This window comes from Pseudomonas sp. UBA6315 (assembly GCF_002438125.1).
GTDB lineage: Bacteria > Pseudomonadota > Gammaproteobacteria > Pseudomonadales > Pseudomonadaceae > Aquipseudomonas > Aquipseudomonas faucium.
On sequence record NZ_DJTF01000166.1, the window covers coordinates 97229 to 116667 of the forward strand.

16 protein-coding genes are annotated in these 19439 nt (G+C 63.8%); 13 read left to right on the forward strand and 3 right to left on the reverse strand.

Annotated elements, in window-relative coordinates; genetic code table 11:
• Window positions 1–44: 44 nt before the first annotated feature.
• The 9 genes from B3E94_RS19590 (at window position 45) to B3E94_RS19630 (ending at window position 13693) form a co-directional block, all read left to right on the forward strand.
• Window positions 45–1709 carry an esterase/lipase family protein gene (locus tag B3E94_RS19590; RefSeq protein ID WP_286914797.1) on the forward strand — a complete coding sequence of 555 codons (1665 nt, stop codon included), beginning with the start codon at window positions 45–47 and terminating at the stop codon, window positions 1707–1709.
• A gap of 27 nt (window positions 1710–1736) precedes the next feature.
• Window positions 1737–2717 carry a T6SS immunity protein Tli4 family protein gene (locus B3E94_RS19595; protein ID WP_286914798.1) on the forward strand — a complete coding sequence of 327 codons (981 nt, stop codon included), beginning with the start codon at window positions 1737–1739 and terminating at the stop codon, window positions 2715–2717.
• A 294-nt stretch (window positions 2718–3011) separates the two neighbouring features.
• The gene (locus tag B3E94_RS19600; protein WP_286914799.1) at window positions 3012–4103 is read left to right on the forward strand and encodes a T6SS immunity protein Tli4 family protein; all 1092 of its coding nucleotides are present in this window, start codon (window positions 3012–3014) and stop codon (window positions 4101–4103) included.
• Window positions 4104–4334: 231 nt separating this feature from the next.
• Window positions 4335–6851, forward strand: coding sequence for an excinuclease ABC subunit UvrA (uvrA, locus tag B3E94_RS19605; RefSeq protein ID WP_286914801.1), 2517 nt, complete (start codon window positions 4335–4337; stop codon window positions 6849–6851).
• 207 nt (window positions 6852–7058) lie between these two features.
• Window positions 7059–8813 carry an L-lactate permease gene (locus B3E94_RS19610; RefSeq protein WP_286914803.1) on the forward strand — a complete coding sequence of 585 codons (1755 nt, stop codon included), beginning with the start codon at window positions 7059–7061 and terminating at the stop codon, window positions 8811–8813.
• A 94-nt stretch (window positions 8814–8907) separates the two neighbouring features.
• The gene (locus B3E94_RS19615; RefSeq protein WP_286914804.1) at window positions 8908–9417 is read left to right on the forward strand and encodes a sigma-70 family RNA polymerase sigma factor; all 510 of its coding nucleotides are present in this window, start codon (window positions 8908–8910) and stop codon (window positions 9415–9417) included.
• Window positions 9414–10367: a FecR domain-containing protein gene (locus B3E94_RS19620; RefSeq protein WP_286914805.1), complete on the forward strand. Its 954-nt coding sequence runs from the start codon at window positions 9414–9416 to the stop codon at window positions 10365–10367. Before B3E94_RS19615 ends, B3E94_RS19620 begins: the two co-directional genes overlap by 4 nt.
• A gap of 87 nt (window positions 10368–10454) precedes the next feature.
• A complete protein-coding gene (locus B3E94_RS19625; RefSeq protein ID WP_286914806.1) occupies window positions 10455–12878 on the forward strand; it encodes a TonB-dependent receptor in 2424 nt (807 codons plus the stop codon).
• Window positions 12879–13060: 182 nt separating this feature from the next.
• Window positions 13061–13693 (forward strand): hypothetical protein, encoded by a 633-nt coding sequence (locus B3E94_RS19630; RefSeq protein WP_236236330.1) that lies wholly within the window; start codon window positions 13061–13063, stop codon window positions 13691–13693.
• 68 nt (window positions 13694–13761) lie between these two features.
• On the opposite strand, the gene B3E94_RS19635 is transcribed toward B3E94_RS19630, so the two are convergent.
• The gene (locus B3E94_RS19635) at window positions 13762–14637 is read right to left on the reverse strand and encodes an AEC family transporter (RefSeq protein WP_176514133.1); all 876 of its coding nucleotides are present in this window, start codon (window positions 14635–14637) and stop codon (window positions 13762–13764) included.
• Between the two features lie 155 nt (window positions 14638–14792).
• Between B3E94_RS19635 and B3E94_RS19640 the strand changes: the two genes are divergently transcribed.
• Together B3E94_RS19640 and B3E94_RS19645 are read left to right on the forward strand one after the other, a co-directional pair.
• Complete coding sequence (locus B3E94_RS19640) at window positions 14793–16070, forward strand: MFS transporter (protein WP_176514135.1); 1278 nt, start codon at window positions 14793–14795, stop codon at window positions 16068–16070.
• Window positions 16071–16259: 189 nt separating this feature from the next.
• The gene (locus B3E94_RS19645) at window positions 16260–16577 is read left to right on the forward strand and encodes a hypothetical protein (protein ID WP_176510955.1); all 318 of its coding nucleotides are present in this window, start codon (window positions 16260–16262) and stop codon (window positions 16575–16577) included.
• 44 nt (window positions 16578–16621) lie between these two features.
• On the opposite strand, the gene B3E94_RS19650 is transcribed toward B3E94_RS19645, so the two are convergent.
• Window positions 16622–17554, reverse strand: coding sequence for a LysR family transcriptional regulator (locus tag B3E94_RS19650; RefSeq protein ID WP_286914808.1), 933 nt, complete (start codon window positions 17552–17554; stop codon window positions 16622–16624).
• A gap of 123 nt (window positions 17555–17677) precedes the next feature.
• Here B3E94_RS19650 and B3E94_RS19655 point away from each other — a divergent pair, with 123 nt between their 5' ends.
• Window positions 17678–17950, forward strand: a complete 273-nt coding sequence (locus tag B3E94_RS19655) for a DUF2790 domain-containing protein (RefSeq protein ID WP_286914809.1) — start codon at window positions 17678–17680, stop codon at window positions 17948–17950.
• 1 nt (window position 17951) lies between these two features.
• Here B3E94_RS19655 and B3E94_RS19660 read toward each other — a convergent pair whose 3' ends face one another.
• The gene (locus B3E94_RS19660; RefSeq protein WP_286914810.1) at window positions 17952–18650 is read right to left on the reverse strand and encodes a tRNA (adenine(22)-N(1))-methyltransferase; all 699 of its coding nucleotides are present in this window, start codon (window positions 18648–18650) and stop codon (window positions 17952–17954) included.
• A 148-nt stretch (window positions 18651–18798) separates the two neighbouring features.
• Between B3E94_RS19660 and B3E94_RS19665 the strand changes: the two genes are divergently transcribed.
• Window positions 18799–19158 carry a RidA family protein gene (locus B3E94_RS19665; RefSeq protein ID WP_176510959.1) on the forward strand — a complete coding sequence of 120 codons (360 nt, stop codon included), beginning with the start codon at window positions 18799–18801 and terminating at the stop codon, window positions 19156–19158.
• Window positions 19159–19439 lie beyond the last annotated feature (281 nt).

The window sequence follows — 19439 nt, forward strand, 5'->3', positions numbered from 1 at the left end:
GCCTTGTCATGGGAACTAAAACGTCATCGCCTAAGGACGCAACGTTGCACTTGCCCCAAGCGTACGATGAAGAGGGCGTGCTGGCGGCGCACACAACACTTTCTTCGTCCAATGACTCGGTAGAGAAGTCACTGGCGTGGAAGGCAGGCAAAGTGGTACCGGTCATTTTTATTCCCGGGATCATGGGCACCAATTTGATGAATTTGAAGACCAAGAAACGTGTCTGGGTCGCCCCAAACGTTGACGGTGTCTTCCCGGTAGTCAAAACACTTGGGCTGTTGTTTGGCAGTTGGTTCAAGTCCGCAAAACAACGGCAAGCGGAACTTGACTCGACCCCCGGCGCAGTGGGTGTGTATGACGGCGGCGAACTGGATGACGCCGGCAGTGGCCTTTCCAAAGACGAGATGCGCACGCGAAAGTGGGGCTCTATCATGCGCTCCGCTTATCATCCGATCATGGGTGAAATGCAGCGACAGATGAACGACATTATGCGCAACGGCGAGCTACAGGGCGAATGGAAGGACCGTGTCGATCAGGAGCCTGGCGAATGGGGCGATTGGGAGAACAACCCCAGCCTCGCCGCGATGGGTGACGCCAGTGGGCTGAAGATTGCGGCTGATACGCAGTATGAAGTCTGGGCGGCCGGTTACAACTGGCTTCAATCGAACCGTGACTCTGCTAAAGACATCATCGACTACATCAATAACACTGTTCTTCCCCATTACCGAGGCAAAGCAGATAATGTAATCATCGTGACCCACTCCATGGGTGGGTTGGTGGCCAGAGCAATTGTTGCATGCCATGGTTTCAGCAAGCTTTACGGGGTTGTCCATGGCGCGATGCCAGCCACAGGAGCACCTGCCAGTTACAAAAGGGTCCGTGCGGGTTTCGAGGCACTGGCGGAAAAGAAAATCTTGGGAAGAGATGCTGCCGATGCCGTGGCAGTGATGGCTTTCGCATCGGGCCCTTTGGAATTATTACCTTCGCACGACTATAACGACGGCCAACCGTGGTTGTTTGCCAAAGATACAACTTCCATGGACCGTATCCTGAGACTGCCCGAAAACTGCCCTTACGAAGAAATCTACAAATCGGACAAATGGTGGGGATTAGTCCCCGAGAACAACAACACGTTGTTTGACCCCGCCGGAATCATTACAGAACGGGAAGCGAGCACGTCCAAATGGAGTGGAGTCGGCGATGAACCTCCTTCTCTCCGGTCTCGATTTTGCGAAGTGATTGATGGGGTAAAAACTTTTCATAGCGACATTGAAAAAAAATACCACCCGGAGACGTTCGTGCACTATGCCGCCGAGTCAAAATCCCCAAAATTATACACGTGGGGAACAATTGAATGGAGCGCAAAAAACCTGAAAGGCCTGGATGCCAAGAACGCCAAACTCAGCGATGACAACCTTGATGCTCAAGTAGTACTCAACGGGCTATACACGCTGCAAATTGGACCAGGGTACTACCCAGGCGACGGCACGGTCCCGGCATTCTCCTCTTCATCTCCGCGTGGAAAACCCGGGGTAAAGGGGGCCTTTGCACATGGTCAAAATAGCGGCATGCTCAACCATTACTGCAAAACAGGAAAGTTCAATGACTCCGCCGGTTATGGGCACCAAGATGCTTATACGGACAAGGCGGGGCGCACCCAATATGCAACGCTTTACAGCCTTATTCGTCTGTCGGCAAAAATCGGCTAAGCGCAGCAAGAAAATGGAATACCAGGCATGCATAACACCGCCAGAAATTTACTAACATTTTTTACACTATGGTTACTCAATACCTCCGTCGCCACGGCAAACATTACTGAAGGCAACACAATGAACGACAGCACCTGGAGCGCAAACTATTTTGGCCGCTTTGAAATTTCTCTACCCAAAGGTTCTGAAATCGCCGCCGACTATAAACTGCTCAATGAAAAACTGGAGCTCATCAGTAAAAATGGGCGAAATGATCTGCCGAAACTTGTAGCCAAGCAAGTCGACGATTTGAAAAAAGGTATTGCTCGAGGCACCAGCAGCCGTTACGAAAAAACAGTACAGCTCGATAACGACAGTATTTTATTGCTGTCACGGCTAGGTGACTTTTACACGTTCAATGTCTTCTTGCTGACTCAGAAGAATACACTGTACCACCTGATGGCAAAGACGCTATCTGAAAAAAGCATACCTGGCGGCATTGAAAAGATGCGAATGCTTAGCAACGCTATATATTTCCGCCACCCCGATAACGCGCCTCCACCCGGTGCTTTCGCTATTGAAGCGGGCTACACCACATTGCCTGACGACAAATTCTTTGAATCAATTTATATGGGCGCCCAAGTCGCTGGACATCCAGGCACCTACATCAGCTTGCTCACAAAGGGCATTCTGACAAAAGAACAAACGCTCCTGGAGCGCTTTGACGACAGGCAGTACGACAGCTCGTTAAGCGAACTGGCCAACTCAGGCAGAATGCATACACTGCGCAAAGGAAAGCGCAGTACGGGTGGCATAAGCGGGGAGGAAGTTGCGGTCAGCACAACGCTTGAAGGAAAGACTTATTACGCTTTCCAATTTGAGTACGAAGGAACAATAGAGTCCAATACCCGCCCTTACATTGCTATCGAGCTTGGCACACATGAGGTGGGAAGTAATTTCAAATCTGACCAGGAAGCATTGGCATTTTGGGATCGCCTGATAGGTAGCTTTAAGCCTCTGCCAGAGTAAAGCGATGAGCTCACGCTGGGTGATTGCAAATTAACGGCAACGTGCAATCACTTAGCTGAGCATAGGCGTGAAGAATTAACGTGAGCGTTGAACAGTGTTCAATTGCCGCCCTGTCACCCTGGCGCTGCTCTGTGCGGCCTGCACGACTGGCAGCTGGTGTTCGCGCCCGGGTTCAGCCTGCTCGAATACCGCAGCGACTGCTCGGAAGCTTTAAACTAATTAAAAAATCAAATGGCCCACTGCGACGATGGCTACAGAACCACTGCGTAAGCAACCATGAAGGAATCCTCTAACTTGCCAAAACGCCAGAGACCAGTGCTGGAGCTCCTCAATTTAGCTAAGCGCAGCATTTGCCTGCCCATTAACTGCGGCCTGCTCGCCGTCGCATTGACCTCCTCATTCGCTTCTGCAGCATTGCCAATAATGGCAAGCCCTGAAAATATCTCCAAGACGGTCCTGGTCGGACGTTACACGCTTGATCTGCCTTACGATGCGGTAATGAGCGGTGCTTCACTGGATTTGGACGGTCTTCCCTTGACCATTACACCGGGTTACATCAAAGCCCAGGCAATGCGCGAGGCTCAGAAAGCCTGGCTGGCTATCGAAAGCCGCAATTCGGCCAATGCTGAAAACCCCGCAATACAAGAAACGCTGCCCGACGGTGCCCGCCTCTACAAATATGACTACACACGGATTACGGGTGAAGATCTCGATGGATCACCTGTCAACAAGGTTGTCTACTCGACGGTGGCCTATCAATGGGCCAACAACCTGAAGTTCGAATTGGGGAATGACAGCACACTCAATAAAGACGAGCAAATCAAATCAATACTTCAACACCTTGACCGCAACAGCGACACTCGCCACCCAGGCGTTTGTTTCGTTGATGGCTGCTTGCCCCACTCGCCCGGTGACGAGGGTGTTTATGTTCACTTCACATTCACCGAGCACCCCAAGCTTCGAGCAAAATTCACCTCTAAACAGTATGCCGGAGAAGCCAAACCCGCGTTGGCGGAAAGAGCCGGCAGTGAACCATCGCCCCGTGACCAGGCTGTCTGGCAATTGAGATCGAAAGCAGAACACCGGGCATATCGAAATACGAAGCGCACTGTCAATGGCGTCCTTGGTGAAGAAGTCATTGAGGCGAATACACAAAAAACAGCGGGCGGCTATTTGACCGAAATCAATGCTATCTGGTATTTCCCGGGTATTCCAAACATCAAGGACCAACCTGAACTTCGGCTGGACTTGGACTACAGCTTTACTTCCAACCAGAAGCCCGCTGCTGGAACAGGATTCTCGAACCCGGAGGAACCCAACGCCTTGACAGAAGCCGAATTCATGTCAATTTGGGACGCCGCACTCGATTCGCTGACTGCGCGATAATTTGCGGATGCAACCGAGCCGCCCCATGAAGTCCATTATGGGGAAAGTCGGCCACTCGCAGCAGCTGACAACCTGGCCCGACAGCCACGGCGCACGAGGGCGCCAAACCCAGTAGCACCGCATAACATATGCAAAGCTCATTCGCCCTTATTCCCGCACAAACCAAGCCCCGTCGCCCATGCCAATTCAAATACTGCTAACTTAGCTTCCCCACTGCCAAGGACAGCCCCCATGCCGCCCCGCCACCCCACCCCACCCGGCTTCATCCGCGTCCGTGGCGCCCGCGAGCACAACCTCAAGAACATCGACGTCGACATCCCGCGCGATGCCCTGGTGGTGTTCACCGGCGTCTCCGGCTCGGGCAAATCCTCGCTGGCCTTCTCCACCCTCTACGCCGAAGCCCAGCGCCGCTATTTCGAGTCGGTCGCGCCCTATGCCCGGCGCCTGATCGACCAGGTCGGGGTGCCGGACGTGGACGCCATCGAAGGCCTGCCCCCGGCCGTGGCCCTGCAACAGCAGCGCGGCACACCCAGCGCGCGCTCTTCGGTGGGCAGCGTCACCACCCTGTCCAGCTCGATCCGCATGCTCTATTCGCGCGCCGGCAGCTATCCGCCCGGCCAGCCGATGCTGTATGCCGAGGACTTCTCGGCGAACACGCCGCAAGGCGCCTGCCCTGAGTGCCATGGCCTGGGCCGGGTCTACGAGGTGACCGAGGCGAGCATGGTCCCGGACCCGTCGCTGACCATCCGCGAGCGGGCCGTGGCGGCCTGGCCGATGGCCTGGCAGGGGCAGAACCTGCGCGACATCCTGGTGACCCTGGGCTATGACGTGGATGTCCCTTGGCGCGATTTGCCCCAGGCACAACGCGACTGGATTCTCTACACCGAAGAAACGCCGACCGTGCCGGTGTACGCCGGCCTCACCCCGGCGCAGACCCGCGCCGCGCTCAAGCGCAAGCTCGAACCCAGCTACCAGGGCACCTTCAGTGGTGCGCGGCGCTATGTACTGCACACCTTCATGCATTCGCAGAGCGCGCAAATGCGCAACCGCGTCGCCCAGTTCATGCGCCCCAGCCCCTGCCCGCTGTGCCAGGGCAAACGCCTCAAGCGCGAGGCGCTGCAGGTGACGTTCGCCGGGCGTGACATCGGCGAGCTCTCGCGCCTGCCGCTGCAGGCCTTGGCCGAGGTGTTTCGCAAGGTTTCGGCGCACGGCTACCTGGAGCAGCACGACGACAACCTGACCCTGGAAAAGCGCCTGGCCGCCCAGCGCATCAGTGTCGAGCTGCTCGAGCGCATCGACACCTTGATCGACCTTGGCCTGGGCTACCTGGCCCTGGAGCGCAGCACGCCGACCTTGTCGTCCGGCGAGCTGCAGCGCCTGCGCCTGGCCACCCAGCTCAACTCGCAGCTGTTTGGCGTGATCTATGTGCTGGACGAACCCTCGGCGGGGCTGCACCCCGCCGACAGCGAGGCGCTGTTCGAGGCCTTGCAGCGGCTCAAGCAGGCGGGCAACTCGGTGTATGTGGTGGAACACGACCTGGACACCATGCGCCGCGCCGACTGGCTGGTCGACGTCGGCCCGGCGGCCGGCGAGCACGGCGGCCAGGTGCTGTACAGCGGCCCGCCTGCGGGCCTTGCCCAGGTGGCGGCCTCGCGTACCGCCGCCTACCTGTTCGCCGAGGCCCGGCCCGCCCGTCGCCCAGCGCGCCAGGCGCAGGCCTGGCTGCAGCTCGAGGGCATCAGCCGCAACAACCTGCGCGAGCTCAGCGCGCAGTTTCCACTGGGTTGCTTCACCGCGGTCACCGGGGTTTCCGGGTCGGGCAAGTCGAGCCTGGTCAGCCAGGCCTTGCTGGAGCTGGTCGGCGCCCACCTGGGCCACGCCGAACAACGCGCCGAGGCCGAAGAGCAGAGCCTGGAGGATGAACCCGAGCAGCTCGGCAGCGGCTACGTGAGCGCGGGCCTTGAGCACATCAAGCGCCTGGTGCAGGTCGACCAGAAACCGATCGGCCGCACGCCACGCTCCAACCTGGCCACCTACACCGGCCTGTTCGACCACGTGCGCAAGCTGTTTGCCGCCACCGAGCAGGCCAAAGCAAAGGGCTTCGATGCCGGGCGCTTCTCGTTCAACGTTGCCAAGGGCCGCTGCGAAAACTGCGAGGGCGAAGGCTTTGTCAGCGTCGAGCTGCTGTTCATGCCCAGCGTCTATGCGCCCTGCCCGACGTGCCATGGCGCCCGCTACAACCCCGAGACCCTGGCCGTGACCTGGGCAGGCATGACCATCGCCCAAGTACTGCAGCTGACCGTCGACCAAGCGCTGCAGGTGTTTGCCGAGCAGCCGCCGGCGCGGCGTTGCCTGCAGGTGCTGCAGGACATCGGCCTGGGCTACCTGCGCCTGGGCCAGCCGGCCACCGAGCTGTCCGGCGGCGAGGCGCAGCGCATCAAGCTGGCCACCGAGCTGCAGCGCATGGCCCGAGGGGCCACCCTGTATGTGCTGGACGAGCCCACCAACGGCCTGCACCCGCAGGACATCGACCGGCTGCTGGTGCAGCTCAACCGGCTGGTGGACAGCGGCCACAGTGTGGTGGTGGTCGAGCATGACATGCGCGTGGTGGCGCAGAGCGACTGGGTGATCGATATCGGGCCGGGGGCTGGGGATGCAGGGGGCAAAGTTGTTGTGAGCGGGCCTCCTGAGGAAGTTGCCCGATGGGGTGACAGCCGCACGGCCGCGTTTCTGGAGAGGGCCTTGTAGCGGCCCTTTCGCGGGGCAAGCCCGCTCCCACAGGTTCGGTGAGGCCATCGGGCGGGGTACCTGTGGGAGCGGGCTTGCCCCGCGAAGGGGCCGGTATTACCGGAACATCAACCTCGGACAAAATCCTTCCTATACTCCCCCTGGCATCCCTGCATGCCAACCTGCCCAAAAACGCGAAACCTCACAAAACAACAATCGAGGTGGCAAATGGTCTGGCAGCAAATCTACGACCCGTTCGCAAGCCCCTGGCTCTCCACCCTCATGGCCGCCATCCCGGTGGTGGTGATGCTGGCCGCACTGGCCTTCTTTCATATCAAAGCCCACATCGCCGCCCTGCTCGCCCTGGGTTCGGCATTGCTGATCTCGATCTTCGCCTTCGGCATGCCGGCCAGCATGGCCGGCTCCGCCGCGCTGTACGGGGCGGCCAACGGCTTGCTGCCGATCGGCTGGATCGTGCTCAACATCATCTTCCTGCACCGGCTCACCACCGAGAACGGCTCGTTCAAGGTGCTGCAGGACTCACTGGCGCGCATCACCGATGACCGCCGCCTGCAGCTGCTGCTGATCGCCTTCTGCTTCGGCGCCTTCTTCGAGGGCGCGGCGGGCTTCGGCACGCCGGTGGCGGTGACCGGGGCGATTCTCATCGGCCTGGGCTTCTCGCCGCTGGCGGCCTCGGGCCTGGCGCTGATCGCCAACACCGCGCCGGTGGCCTTCGGTGCCCTGGGCACGCCGATCATCACCTTGGCCAAGGTCACCGGGCTGGATGAAATGGAGCTGTCGGCCATGGTCGGCCGGCAATTGCCGTTCTTCTCGGTGATCGTGCCGTTCTGGCTGATCTGGGCCTTCGCCGGCTGGCGCAAGATGCTGGAGATCTGGCCGGCGATCCTGGTGGCCGGGGTGAGCTTCGCGATTCCACAGTTCGTGGTGTCCAACTTCCATGGGCCGATGCTGGTGGACGTGATCGCCGCGCTGATTTCCATGGCCTGCCTCACCGCCTTCCTGCGGGTGTGGAAGCCGCGCACGGTACACACCTCGGCGGCGCTGACCGGGCGCGTGGACAACTCCAAGGTCGAGGCCGACGACCGCCCCGGCAGCAACGCCGCCTTCGCCCAGCGTGACCAGCGCAGCGTGCTCAAGGCGTGGATGCCGTGGATCATCCTCACCGTGTTCGTGTTCGCCTGGGGCACGGCGAGCTTCAAGAACCTGTTCGACACCCGCGCAGCCATCGACCCGGCCAGCGGCGCGGCCATGCTCGACCCACAGGGCAAGCCGCTGCGCGAGGCCAACCCGGTGTTCGCCCCGGTATTCACCTTCGACACCATCCACCAGCACATCGAGAAGGTGCCGCCAGTGGTACCGGCGCCGAAGAAAGAAGACGCCCAGTACAAGTTCACCTGGTTCACCGCCACCGGCAGCGGCATCCTGCTGGCGGCGATTCTCGGCGGGCTGCTGATGGGCTATTCGCCGCTGGAACTGGGGCGCCAGTACCTGCGCACGCTGTGGGTGGTGCGCTATTCGCTGATCACCATCGTCGCCATGCTGGCGCTGGGCTTTCTCACGCGCTACTCGGGGCTGGACGCGACCATGGGGCTGGCGTTCGCCGCCACCGGCATCTTCTACCCGATGTTCGGCACCCTGCTCGGCTGGCTGGGGGTGGCGCTGACGGGGTCGGACACGGCCTCCAACGTGCTGTTCGGCGGGCTGCAGCGGGTGACGGCAGAGCAGCTGGGGCTTAGCCCGGTGCTGATGGCGGCGGCCAACAGCTCCGGTGGCGTGATGGGCAAGATGGTCGATGCGCAGTCGATCGTGGTGGCGTCCACGGCTACCCGTTGGTATGGGCATGAGGGGGAAATCCTGCGCTACGTGTTCTTCCACTCGATCATCCTGGCGATTCTGGTGGGTTGCCTGGTGACCTTGCAGGCGTATGTGGCGCCGTTCACCTCGATGGTGGTGGGTGGTTGATGCGCTGACGTGGTATTGGCCCCATCGCCGTCTTGCCGGCGATGGGGCCAGGTGATTAGAATGCGATCAATTCTTAATTACAACCTCATTCCCCATGCCGCCCGCCGACCCCACCCTGAACCTGCAGGTCAAGACGCTGTACACCGAGCACCACAGCTGGCTGCAGGGCTGGCTGGGGCGCAAGCTGGGCAATGCCTGCGATGCCGCGGACCTTGCCCACGACACCTTCGTGCGCCTGCTCGGCCGCCAGGCCACGGCGGGGTTCGGTAGCGAGCCGCGGGCCTTGCTCACCCACATCGCCAAGGGCCTGCTGGTCGACCGCTGGCGGCGCCAGGACGTCGAGCGCGCCTACCTTGAGACCATCGCCCACCTGCCCGAGCCTGAGGTGCCATCAGCGGAAACCCGCTGGCTGATCCTGGAAACCCTGTACCGCGTCGACGCCATGCTGCGGGAGATGCCCGCACGGGTGCGCCAGGTGTTCCTGCTGTCGCAGCTCGATGGCCTGACCTACGGCGAAATCGCCGAGCAGCTGAGCGTATCGCTGATGACCGTCAAACGTGACATGCGCACGGCCTTCCTGGCCTGCCTGAGCCTGGATGCATGAACCCGCGCATCGACCCGCACATCCTCGGCGAGGCCGCCGACTGGCTGGTGCAATTGCAGTCGGGCAGCGCCACCGAGGATGACCACCGCGCCGTCCAGGCGTGGTGCCAGCGCAGCGCCGAGCATGCCCAGGCCTGGCAGCGCGCCGAGGCGCTGCTTGGCGATTTCCGCCGCCTGCCCACACCGGTTGCCGGGCAAACCCTGCGCCGCCTGAGCCAGCAAGGCAGCGTCAGCCGACGCCAGGCCATGCAGCGCCTGGGCCTGTTGCTGCTGGGGGCGCCGGCGGCGTGGCTGGCCTGGCGCGAAACGCCCTGGCAGCAATGGCGCGCCGACGCCCGCACAGCGGTCGGTGAGCAACGCCCGCTGACCCTGGCCGATGGCAGCCAGGTGCTGCTGAACACCGACAGTGCCATCAATATCGACTTCAACGCCCAGGCGCGGCACATCGAGCTGCTGGCCGGCGAAATCCTCGTCACCACTGCCAAGGATGCCCGGCCACTGCGGGTGCGTAACCTGCACGGTCAGGCACAAGCCTTGGGCACGCGCTTCAGCGTGCGCCTGGACGGCCCGCTGACCCGCGTGGCCGTGCTCGAAGGCGCGGTGGATGCGCAGCCCCTGCACGGCAGCGGCCATCTTCTGCTGCAGGCCGGCCAGCGCAGCGCCTTCGATGCCACCCGGGTGCAACCGGCCATGGCGCTGGACAGCGACGCCCTGGCCTGGCAGCACGGCATGCTGCTGGCCCGCGGCATGCGCCTGGCCGACCTGCTGCAGGAGCTTGGCCGCTATCGGCCCGGGCTGTTGCGCTGCCACCCGGCGGTGGCCGATTTGCGCGTCTCGGGCGCCTTCCCCGTGACCGACAGCGATGCCAGCCTGCGCCTGCTTGGCGAGACCCTGCCGGTGGCGATCCACGGCCTGACCCGCTATTGGGTGACCGTCGAGCCCAGGGTGTGAAATTTATTGCCGTTGCCTGATACCTTTTCCTGCGTCGTCCGGTGATGAGTGCAGAACCCACGTTTTCTGCACCCACAGGACCCTCGCATGACGCCTCGCCCCCACTTGCGCCTCAAAGCCCTGAGCCTGGCCATGGCCCTCGGCACCCTCGCCCCGGCGCCCCTGCTGCTGGCCGCCGAACCTGCCGCCAGCGCGCGCAGCTACCACATCGCCGGCGGCCCGCTGGCCGATGTGCTGGCGCGCTTCGCCGCCAGCGCCGGGGTGGCGCTGTCGTTCGACCCGGCGCTGCTCAAGGGCGCGCAAAGCCCGGGCCTGGAGGGCAGCTACAGCGTGGCGGACGGCTTCGCCCGCCTGCTCGCCGGCAGCGGCTACAGCCTGATCGCCACCGACAGCGGCGGCTACACCCTGGCCCCGTCAGTGGAACTGGGCGATGCCCTGGAGCTGGGCGCCACCACCATCAACAGCGACCTGGCAGCCAGCAGCGACACCTGGCAAGGCGGCCAGGTCGCCCGCAGCGCCCGCCTGGGCGTGCTGGGTGACCAGCCGATCAGCGACGTACCGTTCAGCGTCACCAGCTACACCGCCAAGACCATCGCCGACCAGCAGGCGCGCACCCTCGGCGACGTGCTGCTGAACGATGCGGCCGTGCGCCAGTCGGCGGGCTTTGGCAACTTCTCCCAGGTGTTCACCATTCGCGGCCTGCCGCTGAACACCGACGACATCAGCTACAACGGCCTGTACGGCGTGCTGCCGCGGCAGATCGTCACCACCGAGGCGCTGGAGCGCGTCGAGGTGTTCAAGGGCCCGAATGCCTTCCTCAATGGCGTCGCGCCCCAGGGCAGCGGCATCGGCGGTGCGGTGAACCTGGTGCCCAAGCGCGCGGAGGATCCCCCGCCCCGCCACGTCACCTTCGACTACGCCACGGGCGCCAACATCGGCGGCCACCTCGACCTGGGCAGGCGCTTTGGCGAAGACAACCGCTTCGGCGCGCGCATCAACCTGGCCCAGCATGACGGCGGCACCGGCGTGCACGACGAAGCGCAGCATTCCACCCTGGTTGCCGTGGCCCTGGACTACCGCGGCGAACGCCTGCGCCTGTCCACCGACCTTGGCTACCAGAAGGAGCGCATCAACCAGGGCCGCGCGGTGATCTACCCCACCGGCAGCAAGGTGCCCCATGCGCCCTCGGCACGCGACAACTATTCCCAGGACTGGACCTGGTCGCAGCTCGAAGACACCTATGGCATGGTCAACGCCGAGTACGACCTGGACGACAACTGGACGCTGTACGCCGGCGCCGGCGCCAAGCACACCCGCGAGAACGGCGAGTATTCTTCGCTGTACGTCAGCGACGAGAACGGCACGGCACGCGGCGGCTACCTCTACCCGCCCCACGACGAGGACAACAAGAGCGCCATGGCCGGCCTCAACGGCCGCTTCGCCACCGGGCCGGTCAGCCACCGGGTCAACTTCGGCCTGTCGGGGATGTGGGGCGAACAGCGCTCGGCCTACCAGGCGATCACCGCGGCCAACCGTTTCGACTCCAACCTGTATCACCCGGTGAAGGTGCCGCGCCCGACCAACACCTACTCCGGCAGCGACCTGCACGACCCACGCATCGTCGGCAAGAACCGCATCAAGAGCGTGGCGGTGTCCGACACCCTGGGCTTTCTCGACGACCGCGTCCTGCTGACCGTGGGCGTGCGCCGGCAGTCGATCGGCGTCGACGGCTGGGCCACTGCCACTGGCGTGCGCAATGCCAACTACGACGAATCTGTGACCACGCCGGTGTATGGCCTGGTGCTCAAGCCCTGGGAGCATGTGTCGTTCTACGCCAACCGCATCGAGGGCCTGGCCCAGGGCCCGACCGCGCCTTCCAGCGTGAGCAACGCCAACGAAGTGTTCCCGCCCAGGCGCAGCAAGCAGGTGGAGGCTGGGGTGAAGCTGGACTGGAACAGCTTTGGCGCGACCTTGGGCGTGTACCGCATCGAGCAGCCCAACAGCACCACCTTCCGTGCGCCGGGTGAAACCAAGGACACCTTCAGCATGGATGGCGAGCAGGTGAACAAGGGCGTCGAGCTGAATGTGTTCGGCGAGCCGATCGATGGCCTGCGCCTGCTCACGGGCGCGGTGTTCATGCACACCGAGCTGGACAACACCGCCAATGGCCGCAACGACGGCAACCGCGCACCGGGCGTGCCGCGCTTCCAGTACAACCTCGGGGCGGACTGGGATGTGCCGGGTATCGCGGGGGCTGCGCTCAGTGCCCGGGTGCTGCGTACCGGTGGGCAGTACGTCAATACCGACAACAGCCTGAGCATCCCGGCCTGGACGCGGGTCGACCTGGGCGGGCGGTACAGCTTCAAGGTGGATGACAAGCAGGTGACCCTGCGCGCCAATGTCGAGAACGTGGCCAACAAGGCGTACTGGGCTTCGGCGTCGACCTCGAACAATTACCTGACCCAGGGCACACCGCGGGTGTTGCGGGTGTCGGCCAGTGTAGATTTCTGATGGCCTGTTCCGGCCTTATCGCCGGCAAGCCGGTTCCGACAGGCTGTGGGAGCCGGCTTGCCGGCGATGAGGCCCGGGCAGATCTTTTGTGAACCCGGTCGAGATGCCGTCCTGCCACGATTGCGCCGCTCTAGCCCGTGGGTTCTAATGCCGCCCACCGCGCAATCCAAGGACGCTTGATCATGCACAGGAAGATCGTACCGCTGGCACTGCTGGCCACCCTGGCCGGCTGCTCGGACACCAAGGACGCCAGCGAGGCCAATTTCCACAAAGCCGCCCAGGCCTACCTCGATACCCAGTACCCCCACTGCTTCGTGGTCAGCAACTTCCCCACCAAGACCCAGGATTTCGACGTCACCGGCACCAACAAGGCCCTGCATGCCCTGGCCAAGGTCGGCATCGTCAGCGAACGGGAAATCTCCCGCGTGGAAATCCCCGAACGCCTGTGGCAACCGGCGCGCACCGACATCTACTACGCCTATGACCTCACCGACGAAGGCCGCAAGCTCTACAAGGCCGACGCGCAGAAGATGCTCAACGGCAGCACCCGCGGCGGGCTGTGCTTCGGCAAGGCCCAGGTGACGGCGATCGAGCAGTTCAGCGAGCCGGGCGAGATGATGGGCCGGACCATTTCCGACGTGACCTATGCCTACAAGATCACCGGGCTGCCGGACTGGGCGGGCAATGAAGAGGTCAAGGCCAATATTCGCGACCTGGGCAAGGCCGTTGCCACCAACGACACGCCGGCCAGGGAAAAGCGGGTGATGGTGCTGACCAACCAGGGGTGGGTGCACGAGCGCTTGTTCGCCAAATGAGCTAGGCCTTCACTGGCCCCATCGCCGGCAAGCCGGCTCCCACAGGCCTTGTGGGGGCCGGTACGGGGTCACATCCACCAGGCCAGCACCAGCGGCAACCAGGCAAACGACAGCAGCGTCGAACACATCACCAGGTTCGCCACCTGCTCCGGCGCACGGTTGGCCCTCACCGCCATCAGGTAGTTGAACACCGCCACCGGCATCGCCGACTGCACCATCAGCACCGCCCGCTGCAGCTGTTCCAGGTCCAGGGCCACGCCCACCGCCCAGCCCACCCCTGCCCCCAGCACGATCCGCACGCCGCCCAGCAACAGGCCGCTGGCGATGTGTTGCGGGCGAATGCTGGCCAGCGACACGCCCAGGGTCAGCAGCATCAAGGGGATGCACATGCCGCCGAGCAGGTCTGCCGTGTTGGCCAGCCAGCGGGGCAAGTGGATGTCGAAGAAGATCATCGGCAAGGCCAGGGCCAGGCTGATGACGATGGGATTGCGTAGCAGTGCCTTGAACGAGGACGCCGTGCCGGCAATGGCCATGCCGACGGTGAACTGCACGATCGACAGGCCGAGGAAAAACGCCATGGCCAGCGCCAGCCCGTGCTCGCCAAAGGCGTACAGGCTGATCGGCAAGCCCATGTTGCCGGTGTTGGGGAACATGAAGCCGGGCAGCAGCACCCGCCAGTCCTGGCGGCTGAGCCGGCAAACCAGCAACCCCGCCACGGCCATGCCCAAGGTGCACAGCAGGCAGGCCAGGGCCATGCTGGTGAAGGCGGCGGGGTCGAGCTGGGTACGGTTCAGGGTCGCCAGCACCAGGGCCGGGGTGCCGACGGTCATGACCATGCGGGCGATGAACTGGGTGGGGTAATCCTGCGCCGTGCGGGCCCATCCATAGCCGATACCGGCGACGATGAACACCGGTGCCAGCACCGCGAACAGCGAAGCGAACATAAACCTTTGCCTTCCCTGGGTCAGTTGCGCAAAAGCGTCATTATGCCGCAGGGCCTTGCCCCTTGGGGAAAAGCTTGCCTGGCCTTAGAATCGCGCCTCCTTTTCCCCTGTGCCGCGCCGCCGGCCACTGCGCAACTCCCCTTTTTGAGGTTTTTATGTCTCCGCGTTTGCTGGCCATGGCGCTGGCACCCCTGCTCGGGCTGTTCATCATTGCCCTGGGCAACGGCTTCATGTCTTCGTTGACCACCCTGCGCCTGGGCGCTGCCGGCGAATCGGCGACCACCATCGGCATCGTGTCGTCGAGCTACTTCATCGGCCTGACCCTGGGCGCGGTGTTCAACGACCGACTGATCCTGCGCATCGGCCACATCCGCGCCTACACCAGCTTCGCCGCGCTGATCGCCGCCACCATCCTGCTGCAGGGGCTGTTCTACGACACCACCTGGTGGTCGATCCTGCGCCTGATCAATGGCTGGGCGGCGGTGGGCGTGTTCCTGGTGATCGAGAGCTGGCTGCTGCTGGCGGGCGACGCGAAGATCCGCGGGCGCCTGCTGGCGCTGTACATGATCGCCTTCTACGGTGCCGGGGTGATCGCCCAGGCCGGCCTTGGCGTGATCGCCAACCTCAACGACAGCGCGCCGTTCATGCTGGCCGGCATGCTGGCCGCGTTGTCGGTGCTGCCGATCGTGATCCTGCCGCGGGTATCGCCGCTGCTGGAGCAGGTGGAGCCGCTCAAGCCGCGCCAACTGCTCGGCGTGGCGCCGTCGGGGCTGGTCGGCTGCTTCGGCTCGGGGGTGGCGATCGCCGGCATCTATGCCCTGCTGCCGCTGTACCTGCAGCGCATCGGCCTGGACGTGGGTGAAGTGGGCAGCATGATGGCCTGGGTGATCCTCGGCGCGATGCTGCTGCAGTACCCGGTGGGCCGCTGGTCCGACCGCAAGGACCGCCAGGATGTGCTGATCGCCCTGGCCGCGCTGTGCGTGGTGCTGTCGCTGGTCACGGTGTTCCTGCCTTCGCACTCGGCGCTGCTGCCGGCGATGCTGTTCTTGCTCGGCGGCGGGGTGTTCGCCTTGTACCCGGTGGCGGTCAGCCATGCGGCCGACCGGGCGCCGTCGGATGCGCTGGTGCCGATGATCCAGGGCCTGCTGTTGATCAACTCGCTGGGTTCGGCGATGGCGCCGCTGGCGATTTCGCCGGTGATGACCGAGTTTGGCGAGCCAGGGCTGTTCTGGGCCTTTGCAGTGGTCAACCTAGGCATGGTGTGCTTCTTCTTGTGGCGCCGCGGCAAGCGCCCGGCGGCCGAACACCCGGCGCCGTTCACCGCCTCGACCACCTTCTCGCCGACCGGGGCGGAGCTGCGGGTAACCGAGGACCTGATGCATGCGGCGCAGGAGCATCCGCCACTGGAGCCGGTGGACACGCCCGCTCATTGAGCCGGGCTGTTGCACAGCCTATCGCCGGCAAGCCGGCTCCCACAGGAAAACCACGGTACCTGTGGGAGCCGGCTTGCCGGCGATAGGGCCCTCACAGACACCCCAGCATGACCGCCCGTCGCACCACGGGCACCCTGCCATCCCCCGCCAGCCAAACGAATGACAGATCATCCGCACAGGAGCTACGCCATGATCCGCATTCGCCCGCTCACCCTTTGCCTCGCCCTGGCCCTGGGCCTTGGCAGCGCCAGCAGCTTCGCTGCATCCACCCCCTCCGACACCAACACCGACGCCTACCCCAAAGCCGACCAGCAAGGCGGCAAGACCGCCGGCGACGACAGCAGCGTCAACAGCCCTGGCAGCGGCAAAGCCAATGACAGCAGCGACAGCGGCAGCAATTCCGATGCCGCCGATGGTGCCGCAGGCGGCTCCAACAGCACTGGCGAGGCTACCGGCAGCGGCGCCGGCCACACCGGCGGCACCGCCGAAGACCAGGACAGCCGCTGACCGCCGACACCCCCTTGGCACCTCGCCCGAGGGGGTGCCAGGCGTCAGCGCCAGTACTGCGCGTCATCGACAATGCGTTCGTGCCCGGCAAACAGCTCCGGCAGTTGCTCCTTCATGTAGTCGATCCAGGTGCGCACCTTGGCGTCCAGGTAATGGCGCGACGGGTAGATCGCATACAGCGCACTTTCCCTCAGCCGATACGGCGCCAGCAGGCGCCGCAGGCGGCCTTGCTCGATGGCCTGGCTGGCGGTGTAGAACGGCAGCAGGCCGATACCCATGCCCAGTTCGCTGGCCTTGAGCATGGCATCGGCGACGTTGGTCAAGAAGCTGTCTCGCGGGGCGATCACGCAGTGGTCCACGCCCTGGGGGAACACCCAGTCGCCCTCGTACATCGGGTACGCCATGCGCAGGCAGCGGTGTTCGTGCAGGTCTTCGGGGCGCTCAGGCACGCCGTGGGCTTGCAGGTAGCTGGGCGCCGCGCAGGGGATGCTGAAGATGGTACCCAGCGGCACGGCGATCAGCTGCGAATCCGGCAAGGCTTCGTCCACGGTGATGACCACGTCGTGGCCCTCGGCCAAGGGGTCGGGGTTGCGCTGCGACAGGGTCAGCTCGATCACCACGTCCGGGCACACCGCGTTGTAGCCGGCCACCAGCGGCATCAGCAGCATGCCCAGGCCATGCGGGCAATGCAGGCGCAGGCGCCCGCGCGGGGTGAGGTGGGCACCGCGGGCCTCGTCCATCGCTTCTTCGGTCAGCAGCATGATCTGCCGCGAGCGCTCGAGAAACCGCTCCCCCGCCTCGCTCATGCGCAGGCGCCGGGTGGTGCGGTGCAGCAGGCGGGTCTGCAGCTGGTTCTCCAGCTCCGCAACGATGCGTGATACCTGCGCGGCGGATATATCCAGGGCATTGGCGGCCGCGGCGAAACTGCCGCACTCCACTACCCGGGCAAAGGTTCGCATGGCGTGCAGCATGTCCATGGGCTTGGCTCCTTGTGCATTTCTTATTCGTGCGTTCCGGGCAGGAATCTATCACGAGTTAGCCCATTTATTGAGGATCACCAATGAATACATCATGAGTAAAACATCGAAAAAGGAGCCCCCATGAACACCCCCCGCTCGATTGCCGTGCTTGCCCTGACTACCCTGCTCGCCTCGTTCGGCGCCCTGGCCGACACGGCTGGCAACCAGCCGGTGGCCAGCAGCGATACCTACGAATACGGCATGCCGCTGGACGTGGCCAAGGTCATTTCCATCACCCCGGCCAGCAACGCCGCCGACTGCCAGGTTGGCACCGCGCACATGGTCTATGTCGACCACCAGGGCCAGACCCGCGAAGTCGACTACCGCCAGATGGGCAACTGCTCGCAGCTGTAACTCAAGCCAGCACCTGATTGATCCAGCCGATCTGCCGGGCGAAGTCGTCGCGTTTTGCCTGCGGGACGGCGTCACGCGCACGCTCGAAGTTGGCCAGGGTCTGTTGTTTCTGGCGCAGCATGCGCTGCCACTTGGTGAGGAATGCCGGGCTCTTCTCGCGCATCAGCAGCGGGCCGAAGTACAGCTCTTCGGCGCTGTAGGCCGCCTCACCCGCTGCCGGCTCGGCCACGATGATCTCGTAGTCGAAACGGTTCTCGCGCAGCAACTCTTCACTCACGATGCGGTACCCGTTGGCCATCAGCCAGCCGCGCAGCTCGCGCTCGTCGCCGTTGGGGTTGAGGATCAGGCGCGGGTGGCCGCCCAGGTGCTGCTTGCCGCGCTCGAGAATCTCGCACATGGTCTTGCCACCCATGCCGCACAGGCTCACCGCCGTGATGCGGTCTTGCGCCTGGATCGCTGCCAGGCCGTCGGCCAGGCGCACGCTGATGCGCTGCTCCAGGCCGTTGCGGCGCACGTTGCGCAGGGCCGAGGCATACGGCGTCTGCGCCACTTCACCGGCCACGCCCGCCTCGATCACCCCACGCAGCGCCAGGGCCACCGGCAGGTAGCCGTGGTCCGAGCCGATGTCGGCCAGGCGCGCGCCCTGCGGCACATGGGCCGCCACACGCTCCAGGCGCATCGACAATGTCTGTTCGTTCAACTCAAACCCCTTCTTCACAATCGGCGCGATTCTGACCGCCGGGGCGCGCTATTACAACGTGCGCGGGCCAAACGGTGGCGCTGGCTCGACCGCTGCGCCGGGCTCGCGTAGGCTTGCGGCTTTCCTTCCGTTGCAAGGCAAACATTCCATGGCAAACCTCGTCTTCACCCCCGACTCCGACGCCGAGTCGATTTCCTCCGACGTCGCCGAGTTCAACGGCATTCTCGTCACCACGCAGATTCCCGCCGATATCGAGGCCGATATCGTGCAGCAGAGCGAAAGCACCCTGCAGGCACTCAAAGATGCCCTGGAAAAGGCCGGCAGCGGCATGGACCGGGTCATGCACCTGACCATCTACCTCACCGACATGGCCGACCGCGCCGCTTTCAACGAGGTGTACCAGCGTTTCTTCAGCAAGCCGTGGCCGGTGCGTGCCGCCGTGGGCGTGGCGGCGCTGGCCTACCCGCAGATGCGCGTGGAAGTGACCGCGATGGCCGCCAAAGGCTGATTCCAACCCCCTAGAAGTTGACGCAATCCCCGTGGGAGCGGGCTTGCCCGCGAACACCGGCAACGCCGGTGCCAGCCACCGCGCTGCCTGCTTCGCGGGGCAAGCCCGCTCCCACAGAGACTCGGCCTACCCGCAAATGCGTGTGCAAGTGACCGCGATGGTCGCCAAAGGCTGATTCCAGCCCACTAGAAGTTGACGCAATTCCCGTGGGAGCGGGCTTGCCCGCGAACACCGGCAAGGCCGGTGCCAACCACCGCGCTGCCTGCTTCGCGGGCAAGCCC

Bases quoted from the DNA above. Each gene is read 5' to 3' on its own strand.
- B3E94_RS19595 (WP_286914798.1), top strand. From the start codon at position 1,737: ATGCATAACACCGCCAGAAATTTACTAACATTTTTTACACTATGGTTA.
- uvrA (WP_286914801.1), top strand. From the start codon at position 4,335: ATGCCGCCCCGCCACCCCACCCCACCCGGCTTCATCCGCGTCCGTGGC.
- B3E94_RS19610 (WP_286914803.1), top strand. From the start codon at position 7,059: ATGGTCTGGCAGCAAATCTACGACCCGTTCGCAAGCCCCTGGCTCTCC.
- B3E94_RS19615 (WP_286914804.1), top strand. From the start codon at position 8,908: ATGCCGCCCGCCGACCCCACCCTGAACCTGCAGGTCAAGACGCTGTAC.
- B3E94_RS19620 (WP_286914805.1), top strand. From the start codon at position 9,414: ATGAACCCGCGCATCGACCCGCACATCCTCGGCGAGGCCGCCGACTGG.
- B3E94_RS19625 (WP_286914806.1), top strand. From the start codon at position 10,455: ATGACGCCTCGCCCCCACTTGCGCCTCAAAGCCCTGAGCCTGGCCATG.
- B3E94_RS19630 (WP_236236330.1), top strand. From the start codon at position 13,061: ATGCACAGGAAGATCGTACCGCTGGCACTGCTGGCCACCCTGGCCGGC.
- B3E94_RS19635 (WP_176514133.1), bottom strand. From the start codon at position 14,637: ATGTTCGCTTCGCTGTTCGCGGTGCTGGCACCGGTGTTCATCGTCGCC.
- B3E94_RS19640 (WP_176514135.1), top strand. From the start codon at position 14,793: ATGTCTCCGCGTTTGCTGGCCATGGCGCTGGCACCCCTGCTCGGGCTG.
- B3E94_RS19645 (WP_176510955.1), top strand. From the start codon at position 16,260: ATGATCCGCATTCGCCCGCTCACCCTTTGCCTCGCCCTGGCCCTGGGC.
- B3E94_RS19650 (WP_286914808.1), bottom strand. From the start codon at position 17,554: ATGGACATGCTGCACGCCATGCGAACCTTTGCCCGGGTAGTGGAGTGC.
- B3E94_RS19655 (WP_286914809.1), top strand. From the start codon at position 17,678: ATGAACACCCCCCGCTCGATTGCCGTGCTTGCCCTGACTACCCTGCTC.
- B3E94_RS19665 (WP_176510959.1), top strand. From the start codon at position 18,799: ATGGCAAACCTCGTCTTCACCCCCGACTCCGACGCCGAGTCGATTTCC.